The sequence below is a fragment of the Klebsiella sp. DY2415 genome (assembly GCF_026314315.1).
Taxonomy (GTDB): Bacteria; Pseudomonadota; Gammaproteobacteria; order Enterobacterales; family Enterobacteriaceae; genus Klebsiella; species Klebsiella ornithinolytica.
In genome coordinates, this window is the sequence record NZ_CP111115.1 from 1741417 (window position 1) to 1761093 (window position 19677).

The 19677-nt window shown below is 58.4% G+C and carries 14 protein-coding genes; 7 read left to right on the top strand and 7 right to left on the bottom strand.

The features are described from left to right. Window positions 1-89: 89 nt before the first annotated feature. The 6 genes from baeR to OQV00_RS08190 are packed head-to-tail and all read right to left on the bottom strand — an operon-like array spanning window position 90 to window position 11190. A complete protein-coding gene (baeR, locus tag OQV00_RS08165; protein WP_004864635.1) occupies window positions 90-812 on the bottom strand; it encodes an envelope stress response regulator BaeR in 723 nt (240 codons plus the stop codon). Continuing rightward, window positions 809-2326, bottom strand: a complete 1518-nt coding sequence (gene baeS / locus OQV00_RS08170; RefSeq protein WP_015583881.1) for an envelope stress sensor histidine kinase BaeS — start codon at window positions 2324-2326, stop codon at window positions 809-811. Before baeS ends, baeR begins: the two co-directional genes overlap by 4 nt. Next, window positions 2323-3738 (bottom strand): MFS transporter, encoded by a 1416-nt coding sequence (gene mdtD, locus OQV00_RS08175; RefSeq protein ID WP_032717919.1) that lies wholly within the window; start codon window positions 3736-3738, stop codon window positions 2323-2325. The genes baeS and mdtD overlap by 4 nt, the downstream gene beginning before the upstream one ends. A gap of 1 nt (window position 3739) precedes the next feature. Beyond that, window positions 3740-6817 (bottom strand): multidrug efflux RND transporter permease subunit MdtC, encoded by a 3078-nt coding sequence (mdtC, locus tag OQV00_RS08180; protein WP_266280140.1) that lies wholly within the window; start codon window positions 6815-6817, stop codon window positions 3740-3742. Next, the gene (locus tag OQV00_RS08185) at window positions 6818-9940 is read right to left on the bottom strand and encodes an MdtB/MuxB family multidrug efflux RND transporter permease subunit (RefSeq protein ID WP_128321126.1); all 3123 of its coding nucleotides are present in this window, start codon (window positions 9938-9940) and stop codon (window positions 6818-6820) included. It abuts the gene before it with no gap. Then, window positions 9940-11190 (bottom strand): MdtA/MuxA family multidrug efflux RND transporter periplasmic adaptor subunit, encoded by a 1251-nt coding sequence (locus tag OQV00_RS08190; protein ID WP_015583885.1) that lies wholly within the window; start codon window positions 11188-11190, stop codon window positions 9940-9942. Before OQV00_RS08190 ends, OQV00_RS08185 begins: the two co-directional genes overlap by 1 nt. Window positions 11191-11536: 346 nt before the next feature. Between OQV00_RS08190 and OQV00_RS08195 the strand changes: the two genes are divergently transcribed. The 5 genes from OQV00_RS08195 to OQV00_RS08215 all read left to right on the top strand — a co-directional run bounded on the left by OQV00_RS08195 (window position 11537) and on the right by OQV00_RS08215 (window position 16308). Beyond that, window positions 11537-13075, top strand: a complete 1539-nt coding sequence (locus tag OQV00_RS08195) for an EAL domain-containing protein (RefSeq protein ID WP_032717916.1) — start codon at window positions 11537-11539, stop codon at window positions 13073-13075. A 188-nt stretch (window positions 13076-13263) separates the two neighbouring features. After that, window positions 13264-14025 carry a dimethylarginine dimethylaminohydrolase family protein gene (locus OQV00_RS08200; protein WP_032717915.1) on the top strand — a complete coding sequence of 254 codons (762 nt, stop codon included), beginning with the start codon at window positions 13264-13266 and terminating at the stop codon, window positions 14023-14025. Between the two features lie 30 nt (window positions 14026-14055). After that, entirely contained in the window at window positions 14056-14829 is a 774-nt protein-coding gene (locus tag OQV00_RS08205) for an ABC transporter substrate-binding protein (protein WP_015583888.1), read from the top strand. Window positions 14830-14893: 64 nt separating this feature from the next. Continuing rightward, a complete protein-coding gene (locus OQV00_RS08210) occupies window positions 14894-15586 on the top strand; it encodes an ABC transporter permease (protein WP_266280143.1) in 693 nt (230 codons plus the stop codon). Beyond that, window positions 15583-16308 carry an ABC transporter permease gene (locus tag OQV00_RS08215; protein WP_015583890.1) on the top strand — a complete coding sequence of 242 codons (726 nt, stop codon included), beginning with the start codon at window positions 15583-15585 and terminating at the stop codon, window positions 16306-16308. Before OQV00_RS08210 ends, OQV00_RS08215 begins: the two co-directional genes overlap by 4 nt. Here the strand turns inward: OQV00_RS08215 and OQV00_RS08220 are convergent, their stop codons facing one another. Then, the gene (locus OQV00_RS08220) at window positions 16309-16764 is read right to left on the bottom strand and encodes an Lrp/AsnC family transcriptional regulator (RefSeq protein ID WP_004864612.1); all 456 of its coding nucleotides are present in this window, start codon (window positions 16762-16764) and stop codon (window positions 16309-16311) included. It abuts the gene before it with no gap. A gap of 14 nt (window positions 16765-16778) precedes the next feature. Here OQV00_RS08220 and OQV00_RS08225 point away from each other — a divergent pair, with 14 nt between their 5' ends. Then, window positions 16779-17897, top strand: coding sequence for a succinylglutamate desuccinylase/aspartoacylase family protein (locus tag OQV00_RS08225; RefSeq protein WP_071359664.1), 1119 nt, complete (start codon window positions 16779-16781; stop codon window positions 17895-17897). A gap of 279 nt (window positions 17898-18176) precedes the next feature. Continuing rightward, on the top strand, window positions 18177-19403 hold the full coding sequence (locus OQV00_RS08230) for a dicarboxylate/amino acid:cation symporter (RefSeq protein ID WP_155075235.1): 1227 nt from the start codon (window positions 18177-18179) through the stop codon (window positions 19401-19403). The last annotated feature ends 274 nt before the right edge of the window (window positions 19404-19677 follow it).

Genomic DNA, 19677 nt, shown 5'->3' on the forward strand with positions numbered 1-19677 from the left:
CACATTAAGGGCGGGCATTGTAGCGCTGTGGGTAAGGAGAGTAAACCTTCCCCTTACCCCAATCTACCCGTGTGAAACGAGGAGGGGACCTACGCCAGGCGACAGGCGTCGGCCTCCCAGCGGTAGCCGACGCCGTAGACGGCGCGGATAAAGGACTGCTCGGCGTCCAGCGACTCCAGCTTACGCCGCAGGTTTTTGATATGGCTGTCGATCGTTCTGTCGGTCACCACCCGATAGTCATCATACAGATGATTGAGCAGCTGCTCGCGGGAGAAAACCTTGCCCGGCTCCTGCGACAGGGTTTTCAGCAGACGAAACTCGGCAGGAGTCAGATCCAGCAGCTTATCGCGCCATGAGGCCTGAAAACGGCCCTCATCGACAATCAGCGGGCTTTCCGCATCCAGCGCCAGCAGATCCCGACGCGGCCGGCAGCGGCGGAGGATCGTTTTCACCCTGGCGACGACTTCGCGCGGGCTGTAGGGTTTGCAGATATAATCGTCGGCGCCGATCTCCAGCCCAAGCAGGCGATCGATTTCCTCAATTTTCGCCGTCACCATCACCACCGGAACGTCGGAAAAGCGACGGATCTCCCGACATAGCGTCAGGCCATCGGTTCCCGGCAGCATCAGATCTAACAAGATCAAGTGCGGCGGGGTCTGGCGAACGTAAGGCAGAACCTTGTCGCCGTGATTAATCAGCGTTGGCGCATAACCTGCTGCGAACAGATAGTCGAGCAGCAACTGACCCAGTTTGGGTTCATCTTCCACGACAAGAATGCGTGGGGTATTTTCATCAACAGGTAATTCACTCATACGTCTCTCGGTGTATCACGTTCCAGAGGTAACTCTACTTTAATGCTAACCCCGCCAAAAGGCGAATGGTCGGCCCGTAAGGTGCCGCCGTGGGCAGCCACGATGTTGACACAAATAGCCAGCCCCAGTCCGGAGCCGCCGCTGGCGCGGTTGCGTGAACCTTCGGCACGATAAAAGCGCTCGCACAGCCGTTCCAGCTGTTGATCGCTGACGCCCGGACCGCTGTCGGCAAAATCAAGGATGATGCGACGGCCTGTCTGGCTGGCGCTGATCAGCAGACGTCCGCCGCTATCGGTATAGCGGAGGCTGTTTTCCAGCAGGTTATTAAAAAGCTGCATCAGGCGATCGCCGTCGCCAAATACCGTCGCGTTTTCCGGAAGCGAAACGGCGATGGTCAGCCCCCGGCTGGCAAAGCGTTCACGGAAAGCGCCCGCCGCGACTTCCAGCAGCGTAATGATATCCACGGAGGTTTTTTGATAGGCCAATGCGCCTTCGTCGGACATCGATAGCTGGTGTAGATCGTCGACCAGTTTGGTCAGGGTGGCGACCTCCGCCTGGAGCGAGGTCACGGAATCCGGGGTGAATTTGCGTACGCCGTCCTGAATCGCTTCCAGTTCGCCGCGCAGCACCGCCAGCGGGGTCCGCAGCTCATGAGAAATATCCGCCATCAGGTCGCGACGCATTTGCTGGTTGCGTTCCAGGGTGCTGGCGAGCTGGTTAAAATCCTGCGCCAGGCGGCCGAGTTCATCGCTACTACTGACCGCCACGCGGGTGGTGAAATCTCCCGCCGCCAGGCGGTGGGTCCCTTCGACCAGACGTTTGACCGGTGCCAGCAGGCCGCGCGCCAGCGGGAAGGTTGCCAGCGCAGCAAGGATCGTCGACAGAGCAACAATCAGCCAGCTGGTGCGCTTTTGCTGACGGTCAAAGTTAATATCGGTATTGCGCGTCAGACGCTCGACCGGTGACGCGATAACCGCGCCCACCGACACGCCGTTAACCACAATGTTGCGACGGCTGCCGTCTTCAGGCACCCGCTCGCGGGGGCCAACCAGCACTCGTCCTTTCTGATCGACAACCCAGAAAAGCGTGCGCCAGCCGTGCGGGGGCATATCCGGGCCGGGGCCGCGTGGACCGTCCGGCGGAGGACCATCCGGCGGAGGACCATCGGTGTCAGGGGGGCCGATGTCCAGGCGGCCGTCAGGCGTGCCGCCGGCGTTTGTTTTGCGCCCGCCGGGGAAGCGATCGTCGTTATCGCGATCGAACGACTTTAACAGCTGGAAAATAAACCGATCGTTATTGCGCAGAAATTTCCAGTTGCCGTGCAGGGCATACTGCTCGCTCAGCGCATCGCCCAGCATCGTCAGCCGCTGTTCATTTCCGCGCTTGATATAATCGATAAATCCGCGTTCAAAACTGATGCGCACCGCCCAGTGCATGCTGATCAGCAGCACGATGCAGGTGGCCAAAATCGCCAGGAACAGCTTGCCGGTAATACCGGGACGCCATAGCTTCACGGCTCACTCCTTTTATGTCGGGCGATAGCGGTATTGCTTGCAGTATCATCCGGAACGCGGGAAAAAAGGCATGCCGGCAGCGCGATAATCACCGCCATGCTCAGATAGGTATAGAGAAAGACCTGATGGGTGGTGGCGGCATCGGCGCTGATATGCTGTTGACCAAACAGGCCGAGCAGCATCCCGGCGAGGGTCACGCCAATACTCATCGACAGCTGCATGACCATCGACAGCATGCTGTTGCCGCTGCTGGCGAGATCATCCGGCAAATCTTTCAGCGTCAGGGTGTTCATCGATGAAAAGCGGCTGGAGTTGATCATCCCCTGCACAAACAGCACCACCGGCAGCAGCCAGTACCAACCGGCCAGGGCGACGGCCATAAACAGCAGGCTAACCAGCGCGAGACCCACGGTCGCCACCATTAAGACGCGGCGGTAGCCAAAGCGGTTCACTACCTGCACCACGATACGTTTCATGCCCATGCTGCCAAGCACCATCGGAATCATCATCATCCCGGCGTGAAACGGCGTAAAGCCAAGGCCAATTTGCAGGAATACCGGCGTCATAAAGGGCAACATACCGCTGCCGATGCGCCCGGCAAAGCTGCCGCTGAGCCCGAGGGAGAAGGTGCGGTTGCGAAACAGGTTCAGGCTGAACAGGGCGTTGTCGTTGCCCCGGGCGTACCATAAATAGAGCACAATCGAGGCCACGCCAATGACCACCAGCGCGCTCAGCAGCAGCGGGGATATCCCCAGCCCTTTTTTACCGTCGAGCGCGAGGGTTAAGGTCGCCATCCCCAGCGCCAGCAGGATAAAGCCAAACATATCGAAGCGCCGGGTCTGCAGCGTGTAGTTCGGCATCAGCCACAAGGTGGCGATGGCGCCGATAATGCCCACCGGAATATTGATTAAGAAAATCCAGTGCCAGGAGGCGTATTCCACCAGCAGGCCGCCGAGGGCCGGGCCAAGCAGCGGGCCGACCTGGCCGGGGAGCGTAACAAAGGTCATGGCCGCCATATACTGGGCGCGCGGAACGATTTTCATCACCGTCAGGCGACCGACGGGTACCATCATGGCGCCGCCGACGCCCTGCAGTACGCGGGCCAGCACCAGCTGATCGAGGGTTGCGGCCTGAGCACAAAATAGCGACCCGAGCGTAAACAGAATGATGGCGCTAAAGAAGATATTGCGTACCCCCACCCGGTCCGCCAGCCAGCCGCTGGCCGGCAGCATAATCGCCACCGTCAGGACATAGGAGACGATAACCATATGCATGTGCAGGGGGCTCTCCCCAAGGCTTTTAGCCATCGAGGGGAGGGCGGTATTCACGATGGTGGTGTCCAGCGACTGCATAAAGAAGCCGAAAGCCACTATCCATAATTGCCAGCGGACGCTGGAGGGCAGTTCTGTCATGTTATTCGCTTACCGGTTGGCTGAGTTTTCGCGAAAAACGCAACCGCAGACGGTCAAAGAACAGATAGACCACCGGCGTAGTGTAGAGGGTCAACAGCTGACTCATCACCAGCCCACCGACGATGGTGATCCCCAGCGGCTGACGCAGTTCCGAGCCGTCGCCGCCCGAGAGCACCAGCGGCAGGGCGCCAAACAGCGCCGCTAAGGTGGTCATCATAATCGGGCGGAAACGCAGCAGGCAGGCCTGGAAGATTGCCTCTTCCGGCGGCAGATTGCCGTTGCGCTGCGCCTCGAGGGCAAAGTCGACCATCATGATGGCGTTTTTCTTCACTATCCCAATTAATAGCATGATGCCGATCAGCGCAATCAGGCTAAACGGCGCGCCAAAGAGCTCCAGCGCCAGCAGCGCGCCTACCCCCGCCGAGGGGAGGGTGGAGAGAATCGTTAACGGATGCACATAGCTTTCGTAGAGGATCCCCAGCACGATATAGACCGTCGCAATGGCGGCCAGAATCAAAATAACCTGCGAGTTCATGGTCTGCTGGAAGACCTGCGCGGTGCCGGCATAGGAGCCCCGGACGCTGGAAGGCACTCCAAGCTGAGTCATCGCGCGGTTGATGGCATCGCTGGCTTCCGACAGCGATTTACCGGTCGGCAGGTTAAAGGAGATCGTCGACGCTGCCGACAATCCCTGGTGGTTGACCGACAGCGGCGCGTTAGCCGGCTGCCAGCGGGCGAAATAGGCGAGGGGGATCGGCTTACCTTCGCTGTTGATCACAAACATCTTATCCAGCGCGCTGACGTCCTGGGTATAAACCGGATCGACCTCCATCACCACTTTATACTGGTTCAGCGGCTGGTAAATCGTCGAGATCTGCCGCTGGCCGAAGGCGTTATTCAGCAGATTGTTGGCATCCTGAACGCTGATCCCGAGGCGCGACATGGTATCGCGATCGTAGATGAGGTCCATTTCGGCGCCGTTATCCTGCTGGTCAGAGTTGACGTCCGCCAGTTCCGGCAGCGCGGCCAGCGCTTTACGAATCTTCGGTTCCCATTCGCGCAGCGCCGAAAGATCGTCTGACAGCAGGGTGTACTGATAGCTGGCGTTGGCCTGACGGCCGCCGACGCGAATATCCTGCACCGCCATTAAGAACAGGTTGGCGCCCGGTTCTTTCGCCAGTTTTTTACGCAGCCGGTCGATAATCTGCTGCGCCGTTTCATGTCGCTGGTCGCGAGGTTTAAGGGTGATAAACATCATCCCGCTGTTCACCCGTGAGCCGCCGGTAAAGCCGGTCACGTTATCCACCGCCGGATCTTCGCGGATGATCTGCATAAAGTCCTGCAGTTTGCCGCGCATCGCCTGGAAAGAGATACTCTGATCGGCCTGAATACCGCCCATCAGCACGCCGGTATCCTGCTCCGGGAAGAAGGTTTTTGGAATAGAGATATAGAGCCAGACGCTGAGCGCCATGGTCCCCAACAGCACCAGACCGGTCATGCGGCTGTGTCTGAGGACCCATTTCAGCGATTTACCGTAGCCGCCCTGCACGGCGACCAGCAGGCGGCCGAAACCGCGGCTACGCGTGGGTTGAGAAGGTTTACCGCTCTTCAGCAGCCAGCCGCACATCATCGGCGTCAGGGTAAGGGAGACCGCCAGCGAGATGCCGATCGCCACCGATAAGGTGACGGCGAATTCGCGTAGCAGCCGCCCCGGCAGGCCGCCCATCAGCAGCAGCGGTAAAAAGACCGCCACCAGCGAGAGACTCATCGATAGCACGGTGAAGCCGACTTCACGGCTCCCCTGCAGCGCCGCCTGCAGCGGTTTCATCCCGGCCTCAAGATGGCGGGAGATATTTTCCAGCACCACGATAGCATCGTCGACGACGAAGCCGGTGGCGATGGTCAGGGCCATCAGCGACAGGTTGTTGAGGCTAAAGTCGCAAAGGTACATGGCCGCAAAGGTACCAATCAGCGAGACCGGCACCGCCACCGCCGGGATCAGCGTGGCTCTGCCGGAGCGCAGAAACAGGAACACCACGAGGATCACCAGCGCCACCGAGATCACCAGCGTCTGCTCGACTTCCTCCAGCGAGGCGCGGATGGTCGGCGAGCGGTCCTGGGCGATTTGCAGGTCGATAGCCGCCGGAATGGTTTTTTGCAGATCCGGCAGGCGGGCGCGAATGCTGTCGACCGTCTGGATGATATTGGCTTCCGGCAGCTTGCGGATCATCAGCAAAATTGCCGGCTTCGCGTTGGTCATCCCGGCGTTACGCACATCCTGCACCGAATCGCTGATCTGCGCGACGTCGCCAAGACGCACCGCCGCGCCGTTGTTGTAGTGTACGATCAGCGGCTGGTATTCCGCGGCGGTTTTGAGCTCATCGTTCGTTTGTACCTGCCAGCGCGAGCTGTGATCTTCCAGCGCCCCCTGCGGTCTACGGACGTTGGCGTTATCGATAGCGGTGCGCACGGCGTCCAGCGACACGCCCTGGTTAAACAGCGCCTGCGGGTTGAGGTCGACGCGCACCGCGGGCAGCGAGCTGCCGCCCACGTCGACGTCGCCAACGCCGTCAATCTGGGCGATGGTTTGCGCCAGTTGAGTCGAGGCAAAATCGTACAGCTCGCCCTGGGAGTAGGTATCCGAGGTGAGCGTGAGGATCATAATCGGCGCATCGGAAGGGTTGGCCTTGCGATAGGTCGGGCGGCTTGGCATGCCGCTCGGCAGCAGGCTTTGCGCGGCGTTGATCGCCGCCTGCACATCGCGGGCGGCGCCGTTAATATCGCGGTCGAAATTGAACTCCATAATAATGCGCGTGCTGCCCAGCGAACTGGTGGAGGTCATTTCCGACACGCCGGCGATCCGGCCGAGCGAGCGTTCAAGCGGCGTGGCCACCGACGAGGCCATGGTTTCCGGCGACGCGCCAGGCAGCGAGGCGCTGATCATGATCACCGGGAAATCCACCTGCGGCAGCGGGGCGACCGGCAGCAGACGGAAACCGAGTACCCCGCACAGGGTGATGGCGAGCGAAATCAGAATCGTCGCCACCGGGCGGTAAATGAAGAGGGCGAAAAACTTCATTTACGCCTCCTCCTCATGCCGTGGGAAGCGGCTCTTGATATACAGCGACAGGCGGTCGAAGAGCAGATAGATAACCGGGGTGGTGAACAGCGTCAGCACCTGGCTTAACATCAGACCGCCCACCATACCGATACCCAGAGGACGCCGTAGCTCGGCGCCGACGCCGGTGCTCAGCATCAGCGGCAGCGCGCCGAGCAGAGCGGCAAGCGTGGTCATCAGAATCGGGCGAAAACGCAGCAGGCAGGCCTGATAAATCGCCTCACGTGGCGGCATGCCCTGTTCGCGTTCGGCGGCCAGCGCAAAGTCGATCATCATGATGGCGTTCTTCTTGACGATACCAATCAGCAGGATAATCCCGATAATGGCGATAACGTCCAGCTCGCTGCCTGCCAGCCACAGCGCCAGCAGCGCGCCGACGCCGGCGGTCGGTAAGGTCGACAGAATGGTTATCGGGTGGATAAAGCTTTCATACAGCACGCCGAGCACGATATACATCGCCACGACCGCCGCCACCACCAGCCAGACGGTGTTGCCGAGCGCCGACTGGAAGGCGAGGGTGCTGCCCTGGAACTGGGTGCGGATATCGGTCGGCAAATCCAGCGCCTGTTCGGCGGCGAGGATGGCGTCGACCGCATCGCCCAGCGAGTAGTTATCCGGGACGTTGAACGAAATGGTGGTCACCGGGAACTGATCGAGATGGTTAATCGACAGCGGCGCGAAGCGCTGCTCGACGCTGGCGATGGACTTCAGCGGCACGATGCCGCCCCCGCTGCTGGTCAGGCGAATATTGTCCAGCGCCGCCAGCCCCGGCGTCTCCCGGGTGTCATGCTCCAGCACCACGCGATACTGGTTGGCCTGAGTGTAGATGGTCGAGATCAGCCGCTGGCCGAAGGCGTTATACAGCGCATTATCGACATCGGCCATGCTGATGCCGAGACGGCTGGCGCTGTCGCGATCGACTTTGATATAGGCGGCGAGGCCCTTATCCTGCCAGTCGCTGCTGACGTCGGAGAGCTGCGGAAGCGCCTGGAGACGCGTCAGCAGCTGCGGCACCCAGTTACTGAGGGCATCCAGCGAGTTCGCCTGCAAGGTGAACTGATACTGGGTCCGGCTGACGGTGGTATCGATAGTCAGATCCTGGGTCGGCTGTAGGTAGAGCTCGACGCCGGGGATCCCGTCCACCGATTTTTGCAGGCGGCTAATCACGGCCTGCACACGGTCGTCGCGTTCATCCAGCGGTTTGAGGTTAATCTGCAGGCGGGCGCTATTCAGCGCCGGGTTGGTGCCGTCCACTCCGACGTAGGAGGTCAGGCTCTCGACGGCCGGGTCTTTGAGGATCGCCGCGGAAACCTGCTCCTGGCGCTGCGCCATATTCGCAAACGAAGCGGACTGCGGAGCCTGTAACGTCCCCTGAATAATGCCGTTGTCCTGAATCGGGAAGAAGCCTTTCGGAATGAAGACCCACAGCATGATTGACAGCGCCAGCGTGCCTAAGGCCACGCTCAGGGTCAGCCACGGGTGATTCAGCACCCGGCTAAGCATCCGACCATACGCGGCGATGACCCGATCGAAGAAGCGCTCGCTGGCCCGCGAGAAGCGGTTTTGCTTACGCAGCGACTCGTGACTGAGCATGCGCGCGCACATCATTGGCGTCAGCGTCAGCGAGACGACGGCGGAAATTAATATTGCCACCGCGAGGGTAATGGCAAACTCGCGGAACAGCCGGCCGACGATATCGCCCATAAACAGCAGCGGGATCAGCACCGCAATCAGCGAGAAGGTCAACGAGATGATGGTAAAGCCGATCTCTCCGGCACCTTTCAGCGCGGCGGCGAGCGGCTTTTCGCCCTTTTCGATATAGCGCGAGATGTTTTCGATCACCACGATGGCGTCATCGACAACGAAGCCGGTGGCGATAGTGAGCGCCATCAGCGTCAGGTTGTTGATCGAGAAGTCGAGGAACACCATCACCGCGAAGGTGCCCACCAGCGACAGCGGCACGGCGACGCCGGGGATAATGGTCGCCGGTACGTTGCGCAGGAACAGGTAGATGATCATCACCACCAGCGCAATCGCCAGCATCAGCTCAAACTGGGTATCGCTCACCGACGCGCGAATGTTGGTGGTGCGGTCGGAAAGGACCTGCACCTTGACCGACTTCGGCAGGCTCTCGGTCAGCTGCGGCAGCATCTGACGCACGCTATCGGCGGTGGCGATGATGTTCGCTCCCGGCTGGCGTTGAACGTTCATGACGATCGCCTGCTGGTTGTTCGCCCATGCGCCGAGCCAGCTGTTTTCCGCCCCTTGCTCAATGGTAGCGACATCGCCGAGACGAATCGGCGCGCCGTTCTGCCAGGCGACGATCAGGCGGCGATAATCTTCCGCCGACTGCATCTGATCGTTAGCGGAGAGGGTCACGGCGCGGGAAGGGCCGTCAAGGCTGCCTTTGGCCGAGTTGACGTTGGCGCTGGTGATAGCGGTGCGGATGGTTTCGCTGGTCAGCCCCAGCGCGGCAATCGCCTGCGCATTGAGCTTCACGCGGACCGCCGGGCGTTGACCGCCCGCGAGGGTCACCAGCCCGACGCCGGAGACCTGGGAAATTTTCTGCGCCACGCGGGTCTCCACCATATCTTCCACCTGGGTCATCGGAATGGCGGAAGAGGTGACCGCGAGGGTCATGATTGGCGGATCGGCCGGGTTGACTTTACTGTACACCGGCGGGTTCGGCAGGTCGGATGGCAGCAGGTTGGTGGCGGCGTTGATCGCGGCCTGGACCTCCTGTTCGGCCACGTCCAGCGGCAGGGTCAGCTGGAACTGGAGCGTGACCACCGAGGCGCCGCCGGAACTTTGCGACGACATCTGCTTCAGGCCCGACATCTGGCCAAACTGGCGTTCCAGCGGGGCGGTAATCGCCGATGTGACGACGTCCGGACTGGCGCCGGGATAGAGGGTGACTACCTGAATGGTCGGATAATCCACTTCCGGCAAGGCGGAAACCGGCAGGAATCGATAGCCGATGATCCCCGCCAGCATAATCGCCACCATCAGCAGCGTGGTGGCGACCGGGCGCAGAATAAACAGTCGGGAAGGGCCGCCCGTACTGCTCGGGGGTAATACCTGCATCAGGAGCGCGCTCCTTTATGGCCATACTCACGGCTGGTGGCTTTCTCCGCCGCAGCCGCCGGCGCGCTGTGCGGGTCCACCACTTCCACTTTTGCCCCTTCGGTCAGACGATCGATACCGTCAGTAACCACCCGGTCACCCGCCGACAGCCCGGCGGTAATCACCACCTTCAGACTGTCCTGAATACCCGGCGTGACGGTGTGCTTGCTGACTTTATTCTCATCGTTCAATACCCAGACGAAATGGCCTTCATTGCCCATCTGCAGTGCGGCAGTCGGGATGACGATGGCGTTCTGTTCCGTGTCTACCAGCATACGGGCGTTCACGAACTGGTTCGGGAACAGGGTGTCGTCCTGGTTGTTAAAGCGCGCTTTCAGTTTGATGGTCCCGGTGGTGGCGTCAATCTGGTTATCCAGACTCAGCAGCGACCCTTCGCTGATTTTTTGTTTGTTGGTCCGGTCCCAGGCCTCAACCTGCAGCGTTTTCCCGGCTTTCTGCGCCTGGACAACGGTCGCGATATCATTTTCCGGCAGCGTGAAGACCAAATCGATTGGGTGGGTTTGGGTTAACACCACGATGCCGGTGGTATCGCTGCTTGAAATCTGATTGCCGATATCCACCTGTTTTAAGCCAACGCGGCCGTCAATCGGCGCGGTGATGCGGCTCCAGTTCAGCTGCAGCTGGGCGCTGGCCACGGCGGCTTCGTCGGCTTTGATGGTGCCTTCCGTTTCGCTGACCAGCGACTGCTGGGTATCCAGCTCCTGGCGGGAAACAAGATTGCTCTTCACCAGCTGTTGATAGCGGGCGAGATCGCGTCGGGCGTTAGCGAGCGTGGCTTTATCTTTCGCCAACTGGCCCTGGGCCTGCGCCAGCGCGACTTTAAACTGACTGGGGTCGATTTCGGCGAGCAGATCGCCCGCTTTGACCTGCTGGCCTTCCTGGAAGTGGATAGCTAACAGCTGGCCATCCACCCGGCTGCGTACGGTCACCGTGTTGGCTGCCGTCACCGTACCGAGGCCGCTGAGATAGCGAGGCACCGATTCGCTGGTGGCTGTTGCCGCCTGAACCGGTGCCAGGGCCGCGCCGAAGCGGCCATGGCGACCGCCGCCTGGCGCCTGCGGCTGTGAGCCATTTGCCGCCGCAGGCGTAGCGTTTGTCGCTTCACGACTCTGCCAGAACCAGTACCCGGCACCGGCAATGACGATGACCGCCAGCGCGATGCCCCAACGGAGTGTATGACTGCCTTTCATTAATTTGCTATCTCATCCTGAAACGTTTCGCGAAATGATACTAGTTTAGTGACCAAACGCCCCGCAAAAATGGAGGAATTATGAAAAGACTGTTGAGATATGTCTGGATAAAACGCTTTTCGATGAGCTGGTTAGGCTAAAAAAGAGGGCAAAACTGACCCGTCATTCGCCGTAGCCTGCGCGTTTGCTCCAGGTTCTGGCTGGACGAGGCGATTTTTCATGTCTGGTATAACCGCCCTGACGCCATTATTATCAAGATTATAGATCTGTACTGCAGGGACGGGTACGTCGGGTGTCCGGATTTGTCACGCGAATACCGGCATCCACCAGGAGTTGTGCAGAGACGATGAAATTTATCCATAAGACGAAATGGCTGTTGACGGGCGGCGGCATCGCCGTGCTCCTTTCCGTTTTGCTGACCAACGCTGTGATGTTAAACAACCAGCGCGCTCAGCTTGATACGTTGAGCCATGAGCTTCTCGCCCACGCCGAAGATGTGACCACGCAAATCATCTCTTCTATTGATCACGCGCAGAAGCGACATCTTGATGGCTGTAACAAACAGGCGATCGCGGCCTTGCGAGAGGTTATCTGGAAGTATGCCAGCGTGGAAGACATTGGCATCGTGGAGAACGGTAAGCTGGCCTGCACCGCCAACTGGGGCAGGCTGGATAAACCGCTGCCGCTCCCCGCCGAAAAATATGTCGTACCGAATGGATACCGTATTTACCCGGGCGTAAAAAACTATCTCCCGTACGGGGTGGTTCTCGATATGACCCAACAAGGCAATATTATTTCCTTTACCTCATCATTTGCCTTTAGCACATTTTCCCGCCAGCACCACGGTTTTAATTTTTCTTTAACCAGCCTGAACGGTGAACATGTTTTTCTTAATAATATGAAATCCGCGATCGGGGCAAGGTCGTCGATAAGCGTTAGCTTATGCAGCAGTAAATTCGATATTTGCACTCATCTGACGGAGCGAAAACAGGGATTTTTGTCCCTCTCTCCGCTCCTTATCGTCCTCATGGTGGGCGCGGCTTTTATTCTCGGCGCCGCGATTGTCTATTCCATTCTGAGCTATCTCAGCGAACGGCGATCGCTGGAGTTTCGCTTAAAAAAAGCGATTATTAATCAGCGCATTTACATGGAATATCAGCCGTTGGTGTGCGCTAAAAATGAACGCATAGTCGGCGTCGAGGCGCTGGTTCGCTGGCATGATCCGCGCTATGGTCACATCTCTCCGGAGCTGTTTATTTCAATGGCCGAACAGCTGAATGTTTACCACGATCTTTCGCAGCTGGTGATGGAGAAGGCCACCAGCGAGTTGAAAACCATTCTGCTCGCCGACGCCCGCTTTACCCTCGCGATTAATATCGGCAAATATGAAATTAATGACCCGCTTTATTTAGATAATCTCCTGCGGGTTTTGCAACATAAAGGTATTCGCCCTCAGCAGATTAAAATTGAGATTACCGAAAGAAGCGGCGAATACTATAAAAAAATCGCCGCCTTTTCTTTACAGGCGATGAACCGCGGATTGCGCATCGCCCTCGATGATTTCGGCACCGGCTCTTCAAACCTGCAGTGGTTAACCGAAGTGTTTTATGATGAGATAAAACTGGATAAATTTTTCGTCAACGGACTTAAGAATGAGTATAAACGAGCTATTTTGACCTCGCTTCTTGATGTCGTTTGCAGGCTGAATAAGCAAATCGTTTTTGAAGGCGTGGAGAGTAAAGCGGATTTTGAGTTCGTCAAATCCTTCGATGAAAATGCGTTAATTCAGGGATGGTATTTTTACCGGTCGATGCCAATCGAAAAACTCACCGCGCTGCTCCTTCCCGTCTCTCCCTCTCATCCGGCGGCAAACGCGCCGCGCTAGCCTTCGGCAAGAGCCCGTCATCCGACAGCGGAATGCGTCGTTTCCCCGGCAATATACAGCGTAAATTGACCTTTGTGGCCGGCTATTCAGCCGGACTGGTGACAACATCTGTTTGATAATCAAGAAAACCCGTTGCTTTACCGGCATGTCGGGAACAACAACGATCACTAGTCACCTGAGGGTTCTCTATGCATTTTAACCAGGCTATCGCCCGCCTGCCGGCCGCAACCTGTGCCGCCGGTCAAACCACCGCCCGGCTCGGCGCGCCGGATATTGCCGGCACCACGCGTCAGTTCCTCGCCTATGTCGAAACCTTGCTGCAGCTCGGCCTGAAAGTGACCGTATTGCCTGCGGCTGCGGATTATCCGGATGCCCACTTTGTTGAAGATACCGCGGTCGTCATGCCGGAACTGGCGGTCATCACTCATCCCGGCGCGCCGAGTCGCCAGGGGGAAGTGGCATCGATAGCGCCGGTGCTTGCCGGTTTTCGTCCACTGGTGCACATGAGCGAGCGGGGTCATATGGATGGCGGCGATGTGCTGTTGGTCGGTAAACAGTTCTTTGTTGGCCAGACGGCGCGTACCGATGAGCAGGGGATCCGCGAGTTTGCCGCTGCCGTTGAGCCGCATGGCTATCAGGTGACGTCCATTGACGTGAGCGCCGGGCTGCACCTGAAGTCCATCGTCAACTATGTCGGACGCAATACGTTGCTGCTGACGGAAGGGTACGTCAATCACCCGGCGTTTAGCGGGTTCAATACCATTGTGATCCCGGAAGAGGAGTCGTACGCCGGGAATACGCTCTGGATCAACGACACATTAATTACGCCTCAGGGGTACCCCTATACCCTGGGCGAAATCAGCAAGCTGGGGATGCCGGTTGTGCAACTCGATACCAGCGAATTTAAGAAAATGGATGGCGGCCTGACCTGCCTTTCACTGCGTTTTTAGCCACGTCGTTGACATCAGGGGTAACAGAATATGAAAACACGCATTACCGCTTTACTGGCCTGTATGGCGCTGAGCGCGCCGCTCGCCGCCCAGCAGTTTGACACCATCAGCTTCGGCGTTGACGGTGGCTATCCGCCCTTTGACGTGCTGGCGCCCAGCGGCGAGATCACCGGCTTTGATATCGACATTGCCAATGCGCTCTGTACGCAGCTAAAAGCGAAGTGCGTCTTCGTCAAGCAGCCGTTTGAGAGCATGATCGCCGCGCTGAATGCGCATAAATTTGATGCAATTATTGCTTCGCTGAATATTACCGACGAACGTAAGAAGGAAGTGGATTTCACCGATCGCTACTATCGCAGCGCGGCGCAGCTGGTGGCGCGCAAGGGGAGTCCGCTGCTGCCGGAGGCCGCCAGTCTTAAGGGCAAAACCGTCGGCGTACAAACCGGCTCAACCCATGAAGCCTACGCCAGAACCCACTGGGCCGGTCAGGGCGTGAAGATCGTCGGTTACGCCAACCAGGACAACGTCTATCTGGATCTGCTCTCCGGGCGTATCGATGCCTCCTTACAGGATAATATCCAGGCGGCGACCAGCTTTGTTGACACGCCGCGCGGGCAAAAATTCGCCTTCGCTGGCCCGGTTATCAGCGACGGCAGCATCTCGTCTGATGTCGGCATTGCGGTCAATAAAGACAATCCGGCATTGCGCGACGCCCTCAACGAGGCCATCAAGCAGATCCGCGCCGACGGCACCTACGCCGCGATTGAGAAAAAGTACTTTAGCTTCGATATCTACGGCAATTAAGCCGTAAAGGGGAGGGCGCGGTCGGCGAGCGGCGCCCCTTTACGCAACGGGTGGAAGACAGAATATGGTTGCAGATTATTTACCGCTACTGTTACGCGGCGCGGGGGTATCGTTGTGCGTGATGCTGGTCTCACTGCTGGTGGCGCTGCTGCTGGGGCTGGTGAATGCGCTGATTAAGCTGTTCGGACCGCGTTGGCTGCGCTGGTTTTCCACCGGCTATACCACGCTGGTGCGCGGCATTCCGGAGCTGGTGATTATGCTGCTGCTGTTTTTTGGCGGCGAGATGCTGGTCAACGCGCTGCTGTCGCTGGCAGGACTTGGGCCGGTGCGTTTTAATACCTTTATTTCCGGCGTGCTGGCGATTGGCTTCGTGTTTGGCGCCTATTACACCGAGACGTTTCGCGGCGCGTTTCTCACCGTCGATCGGGGACAAACCGAAGCGGCTGAAGCCTACGGCATGCGGCCGTGGCTGGTCTTCCGGCGGATTATGCTGCCGCAGATGCTGAGCTTTGCCATTCCAGGCATCAATAATAACTGGTTGGGTTTGATGAAGGCGTCGGCGCTGGTCTCCATTCTCGGTTTAGAAGATATGGTGTGGCTGGCGGAACAGGCCGGGCGCGCCACGCAGAAACCCTTTTTGTTCTACTTCCTGGTCTCGCTGATTTATATGGTCATCACCGCCTTGTCCAGCTGGCTGTTTAGCCTTCTGGCGAAGCGCTACGCCCTGCGTTCGTCAACGGCGAGGGCGACGCAATGAATCTGCAGACCTTTATCGAGGCGGTACCGGGCTATCTGTGGAGTGACGGCAACGGTTCCACGAGCGGGCTGGCGATGACGGCGGAGCTGTTTTTGCTCGCCCTGGCGCCCGGCATGGTGCTGGCGGTGCTGCTGGCGATTGGCCAGGCCTACGGTCCGCGCCTGCTGGCCTGGCCCGTGCGCGGCTTCACCTGGTTTTTCCGCAGCACGCCGCTTTATCTGCAGCTGATGCTGATCTATTACGGGCTGTCTCAGTTCGACATCGTCCAGCTGGGCTGGCAAAACGATCGGCCGTTCTGGCTGCTGTTCCGCGACGCAACCTTCTGCGCCACCCTGGCGCTGGTGCTGAATACCGCGGCGTATGTCGCGGAATTGCTGGCGGGGATGATGGCGACGTTTCCGCGTCAGGAGTGGGTGGCCGGGGAAGCCTATGGCATGACTAAGTGGCAGATTATTCGCCGGCTGGTCCTGCCCGCTACGCTGCGGCGCGGGATCCCGGCGCTGAACAATGAGATGGTGTTTTTACTGCACGCCACTTCGCTCGCCAGTACCGTGACATTGCTGGATATCACCGGCGTGGCGCGCGCCTTTTATGCCATTACCTACTCGCCGTTTATCCCGTTCCTGATGGCCGCCGCGCTCTATTTAGTGTGCACTTTTTTGCTGATTTACCTCTTTTCGCGGGCGGAACGACGCTGGCTGGCGTTTATCAAGCGCCCCTGATCAGGAGCGTTTGATGGACTGCAGTTCCGTCAGGGTGACGATTTTATCGACGCGAAATTTTTTGCTGGTCAGCCAGCTGTCGGCCAGCTGGCAGTAGTGCGCCATGCTGCGACAGCCGATACGCACCAGAAAGTCAAAGCTGCCGCTGACCAGCCAGCAGTCGAGCACCTCCGGCGTCTGGCGCATCTCTTGTTCAAATACCGGCTGTGAACGGCCGTGGTCGGCCAGCGCAATTTGCGCCTGCACCACGAAGGCATGCTCCGGTTCGGGGAGTTCAATCACCGCGCTGTAGCCACGGATAATGCCGTCACGCTCAAGGCCACGTACGCGTTCCAGGCAGGGACGGGCGGTGAGGTTTACCTGCTCCGAGAGCTTTTGATAAGAAATGCGGCCATCCCGGCGCAGGATTTCAAGGATCTTGTGATCGATACGGTCAAGCCGGGCTTTCTTTTCCACAGATAGGATGTCCAATGAAAATTAAACACTATACCTTACCCGAACATGCGTTGAGTGGGCAGCGGCAATTAACCCATTTTCACTTTGGCGAACCCGGCCGTGGAGAAAAAATCTATCTCCAGGCGGGACTGCACGCCGATGAAATCCCGGGCATGCTGGTTCTGCATTATCTTAAAAGATTACTCAACCAGGCGGAACGGCGCGCCGAGCTGCGCGGTGAAATTATCCTCGTCCCGGTCGCTAACCCGCCGGGCCTGGCTCAGGTGGTGCTCAACGGCGGTATCGGGCGATTTGACCTGGCGAGCGGTCGCAACTTTAACCGAGATTTTCCCGATCTGGCCCCCCTTGCGCAGCGGTATCTCTGCGCCGATGAACCGCTGACCCGTGAAGCATACCTGCAGCAGGTGCGCGAGGCGATGCGTGAGGCGCTGGCCGCCGAACCGCTGCGCAGCGAAGTTCAGGCGCTACGCCACCATCTGCTGAGTCTGGCCTGTGATGCCGACGTGGTGCTGGATCTGCACTGCGACGATCGGGCCATTTTGCACCTGTATGCCGATCCGGCCTGGCAGGCGGAGGCCGGCGTGGTGGCCGCCTTTTTAGGTATTGAAACGGTACTGCTGTCGCAAGAGAGCGGCGGTTACTCGTTTGATGAAGCCTGCGGGTTGCCCTGGCATCGCCTGGCCGCCCGCTTTCCGCAATGGCAGCACGGCCAGCCTGGCTGTATGGCGGTGACCGTGGAGCTGCGCGGTCAGCAGGATGTGAATCACGCGCTGGCTCGTGAGGATGCCGAACGTCTGTACCGTTACTTGCAATACCGCGGCGTGCTGGCGGGCGCATGCCCGCCGGTCCCACAGCAGGAGACGCTGATGTTGCCCTTTTCAGGGGGAGAGATTGTCACCGCGCCGGCGAGCGGGATCCTCGTACCGTTGAAACAGCCCGGCGAGTGGGTCAGCGCCGATGAGGTGGTGGCCGAGATTATCGACCCTCTCACCGATATGATTCAATCGGTCCGTCCGCAGGTCGGCGGGTTGATTTACGCCAGCCGGCGGGCGCCATTTGTCACCTTTGGCGCCGAGGTGATGAAAATAGTCGGCAGGCAGCCTTATGCCGGCGGCGGGGGGCTGGCGATGTAAAACGGGCGGCCGGGAGACCTCAGCCATCGGGCGTCAGAATCCGCGGCGGCGGCCGCGGAGTGGATGAGGATTGATATGCATCAACAGTTTTATCAACTGCAGAGATAAATAACTAAAAAAGAGTTGTAACCCTTGCGTCTTTTATTCAATTTATGTGGTGAATGTTTAATGCATACGGATAAAAAAAACATATGTGCATTAAAATCAATACATTAAATAAATCAGGGGTTCATTGTTGTGGCAAGTGCAAACAAACTCACGCTGTTTATCGTTATTTTCATGCTGCTGGGGATCCTCTCCGGCGCGGTGATTCATGCGTATGCCTCTCCGGGCACAATTACCTCATGGGCAGAAAATATTACGCTCTTTACCGACATGTTCTTGCGGCTGATTAAGATGGTCATTGCGCCATTAGTCTTCAGTACGCTGACGGTGGGGATTATGCGTCTGGGAGAAACCGCGACTATCGGGCGAGTGGGCGGTAAGGCGATGGTGTGGTTCATCACCTCGTCGATCCTCTCTATTCTGGTCGGGCTGGTGATTGTGACCATTGAACATCCCGGCGCAGGCTTAAACCTGGCGATTCCTAAAGAGTCGGTGGATACCGGCCTTGCGGTCAGCGGAATGAGCTTAAAAGGGTTCCTGTCTCACACCATCCCGACCAGTATTACCGAGGCAATGGCGAACAACGAAATTCTGCAAATCGTGGTGTTCTCGATGTTCTTCGGTATCGCCGGGGCCTCGCTGGGGGAGAAATTCAACGCGCCGCTGGTCGCCGCGCTCAACGTCGTCTCTCATATTATGCTGAAGGTCACCGGATATGTGATGTACGTGGCTCCGCTGGCTATTTTTGCCGCCATCTCATCGGTTATCGCCTCGCAGGGGATGGGCATTTTGCTTAACTACGCCTCCTTTATCGGCGGCTACTACATCGCGGTGCTGCTGACCAGCGCGGTGCTGCTGGCGGTAGGTTATATGGTGCTGAAAAAAGAGGTCTTCCGCCTGCTCAACATGCTCAAAGATCCGGTGCTGGTGGCGTTCACCACCAGCAGCTCTGAGGCGGCGTATCCGAAGACCCTGGAGCGGCTGGTCAGTTTTGGCTGCTCGCGCAACATCGTCTCCTTCGTGCTGCCCATTGGCTACTCCTTTAACCTGGTGGGGTCGATGGTCTACTGCTCGTTCGCTTCGATGTTTATTGCCCAGGCTTATAACATCCAGCTGAGTTTTAGCGAAATTACCGTCATGATGCTGACCTTGATGCTGGCATCAAAAGGGATTGCCGGGGTCCCGCGTTCTGCGCTGGTGGTACTGGCCGCCACGATCCCGAGCTTCAATATCCCCGTCGCCGGGATTTTGCTGTTGATGGGCATCGACCATTTCCTTGATATGGGCCGTTCGGCGATCAATGTGCTGGGCAACGGAATTGCCACGGCGATGCTGTCGAAAAACGAAGGGCTGTTGCAGGAAGAGGAGCCGGAAGCGCAACCTCAGCAGGTGCAGGCCTGATTGCTCAACGCCCTCTTCGCGGAGGGCGTTCTCTCGTATAGCGCGGGAAAATGTTGCGGAAAAAGAGGCCCCCAACAGGCACGCAAGGGGCAATGTGACGAAACGAATCCACCCCGATTAACCTATTATTTTCATGGTACAAAAATACGCGGCAGTATCTTTATACCCGGGTGGTGAATAATTTTATCGGTTAGCTACGGTGGATGAGAAGTTATTTCCCGCGGGTAAGCTTGTTTTCAGAACGGATAACCTGAGCAACCCGTTGAATTCCTAA

What these genes read in the sequence shown, in the direction of transcription:
- baeR (WP_004864635.1), bottom strand. Translation starts at nt 812, where the DNA reads ATGAGTGAATTACCTGTTGATGAAAATACCCCACGCATTCTTGTCGTG.
- mdtD (WP_032717919.1), bottom strand. Translation starts at nt 3,738, where the DNA reads ATGACAGAACTGCCCTCCAGCGTCCGCTGGCAATTATGGATAGTGGCT.
- mdtC (WP_266280140.1), bottom strand. Translation starts at nt 6,817, where the DNA reads ATGAAGTTTTTCGCCCTCTTCATTTACCGCCCGGTGGCGACGATTCTG.
- OQV00_RS08185 (WP_128321126.1), bottom strand. Translation starts at nt 9,940, where the DNA reads ATGCAGGTATTACCCCCGAGCAGTACGGGCGGCCCTTCCCGACTGTTT.
- OQV00_RS08190 (WP_015583885.1), bottom strand. Translation starts at nt 11,190, where the DNA reads ATGAAAGGCAGTCATACACTCCGTTGGGGCATCGCGCTGGCGGTCATC.
- OQV00_RS08195 (WP_032717916.1), top strand. Translation starts at nt 11,537, where the DNA reads ATGAAATTTATCCATAAGACGAAATGGCTGTTGACGGGCGGCGGCATC.
- OQV00_RS08200 (WP_032717915.1), top strand. Translation starts at nt 13,264, where the DNA reads ATGCATTTTAACCAGGCTATCGCCCGCCTGCCGGCCGCAACCTGTGCC.
- OQV00_RS08205 (WP_015583888.1), top strand. Translation starts at nt 14,056, where the DNA reads ATGAAAACACGCATTACCGCTTTACTGGCCTGTATGGCGCTGAGCGCG.
- OQV00_RS08210 (WP_266280143.1), top strand. Translation starts at nt 14,894, where the DNA reads ATGGTTGCAGATTATTTACCGCTACTGTTACGCGGCGCGGGGGTATCG.
- OQV00_RS08215 (WP_015583890.1), top strand. Translation starts at nt 15,583, where the DNA reads ATGAATCTGCAGACCTTTATCGAGGCGGTACCGGGCTATCTGTGGAGT.
- OQV00_RS08225 (WP_071359664.1), top strand. Translation starts at nt 16,779, where the DNA reads ATGAAAATTAAACACTATACCTTACCCGAACATGCGTTGAGTGGGCAG.
- OQV00_RS08230 (WP_155075235.1), top strand. Translation starts at nt 18,177, where the DNA reads ATGCTGCTGGGGATCCTCTCCGGCGCGGTGATTCATGCGTATGCCTCT.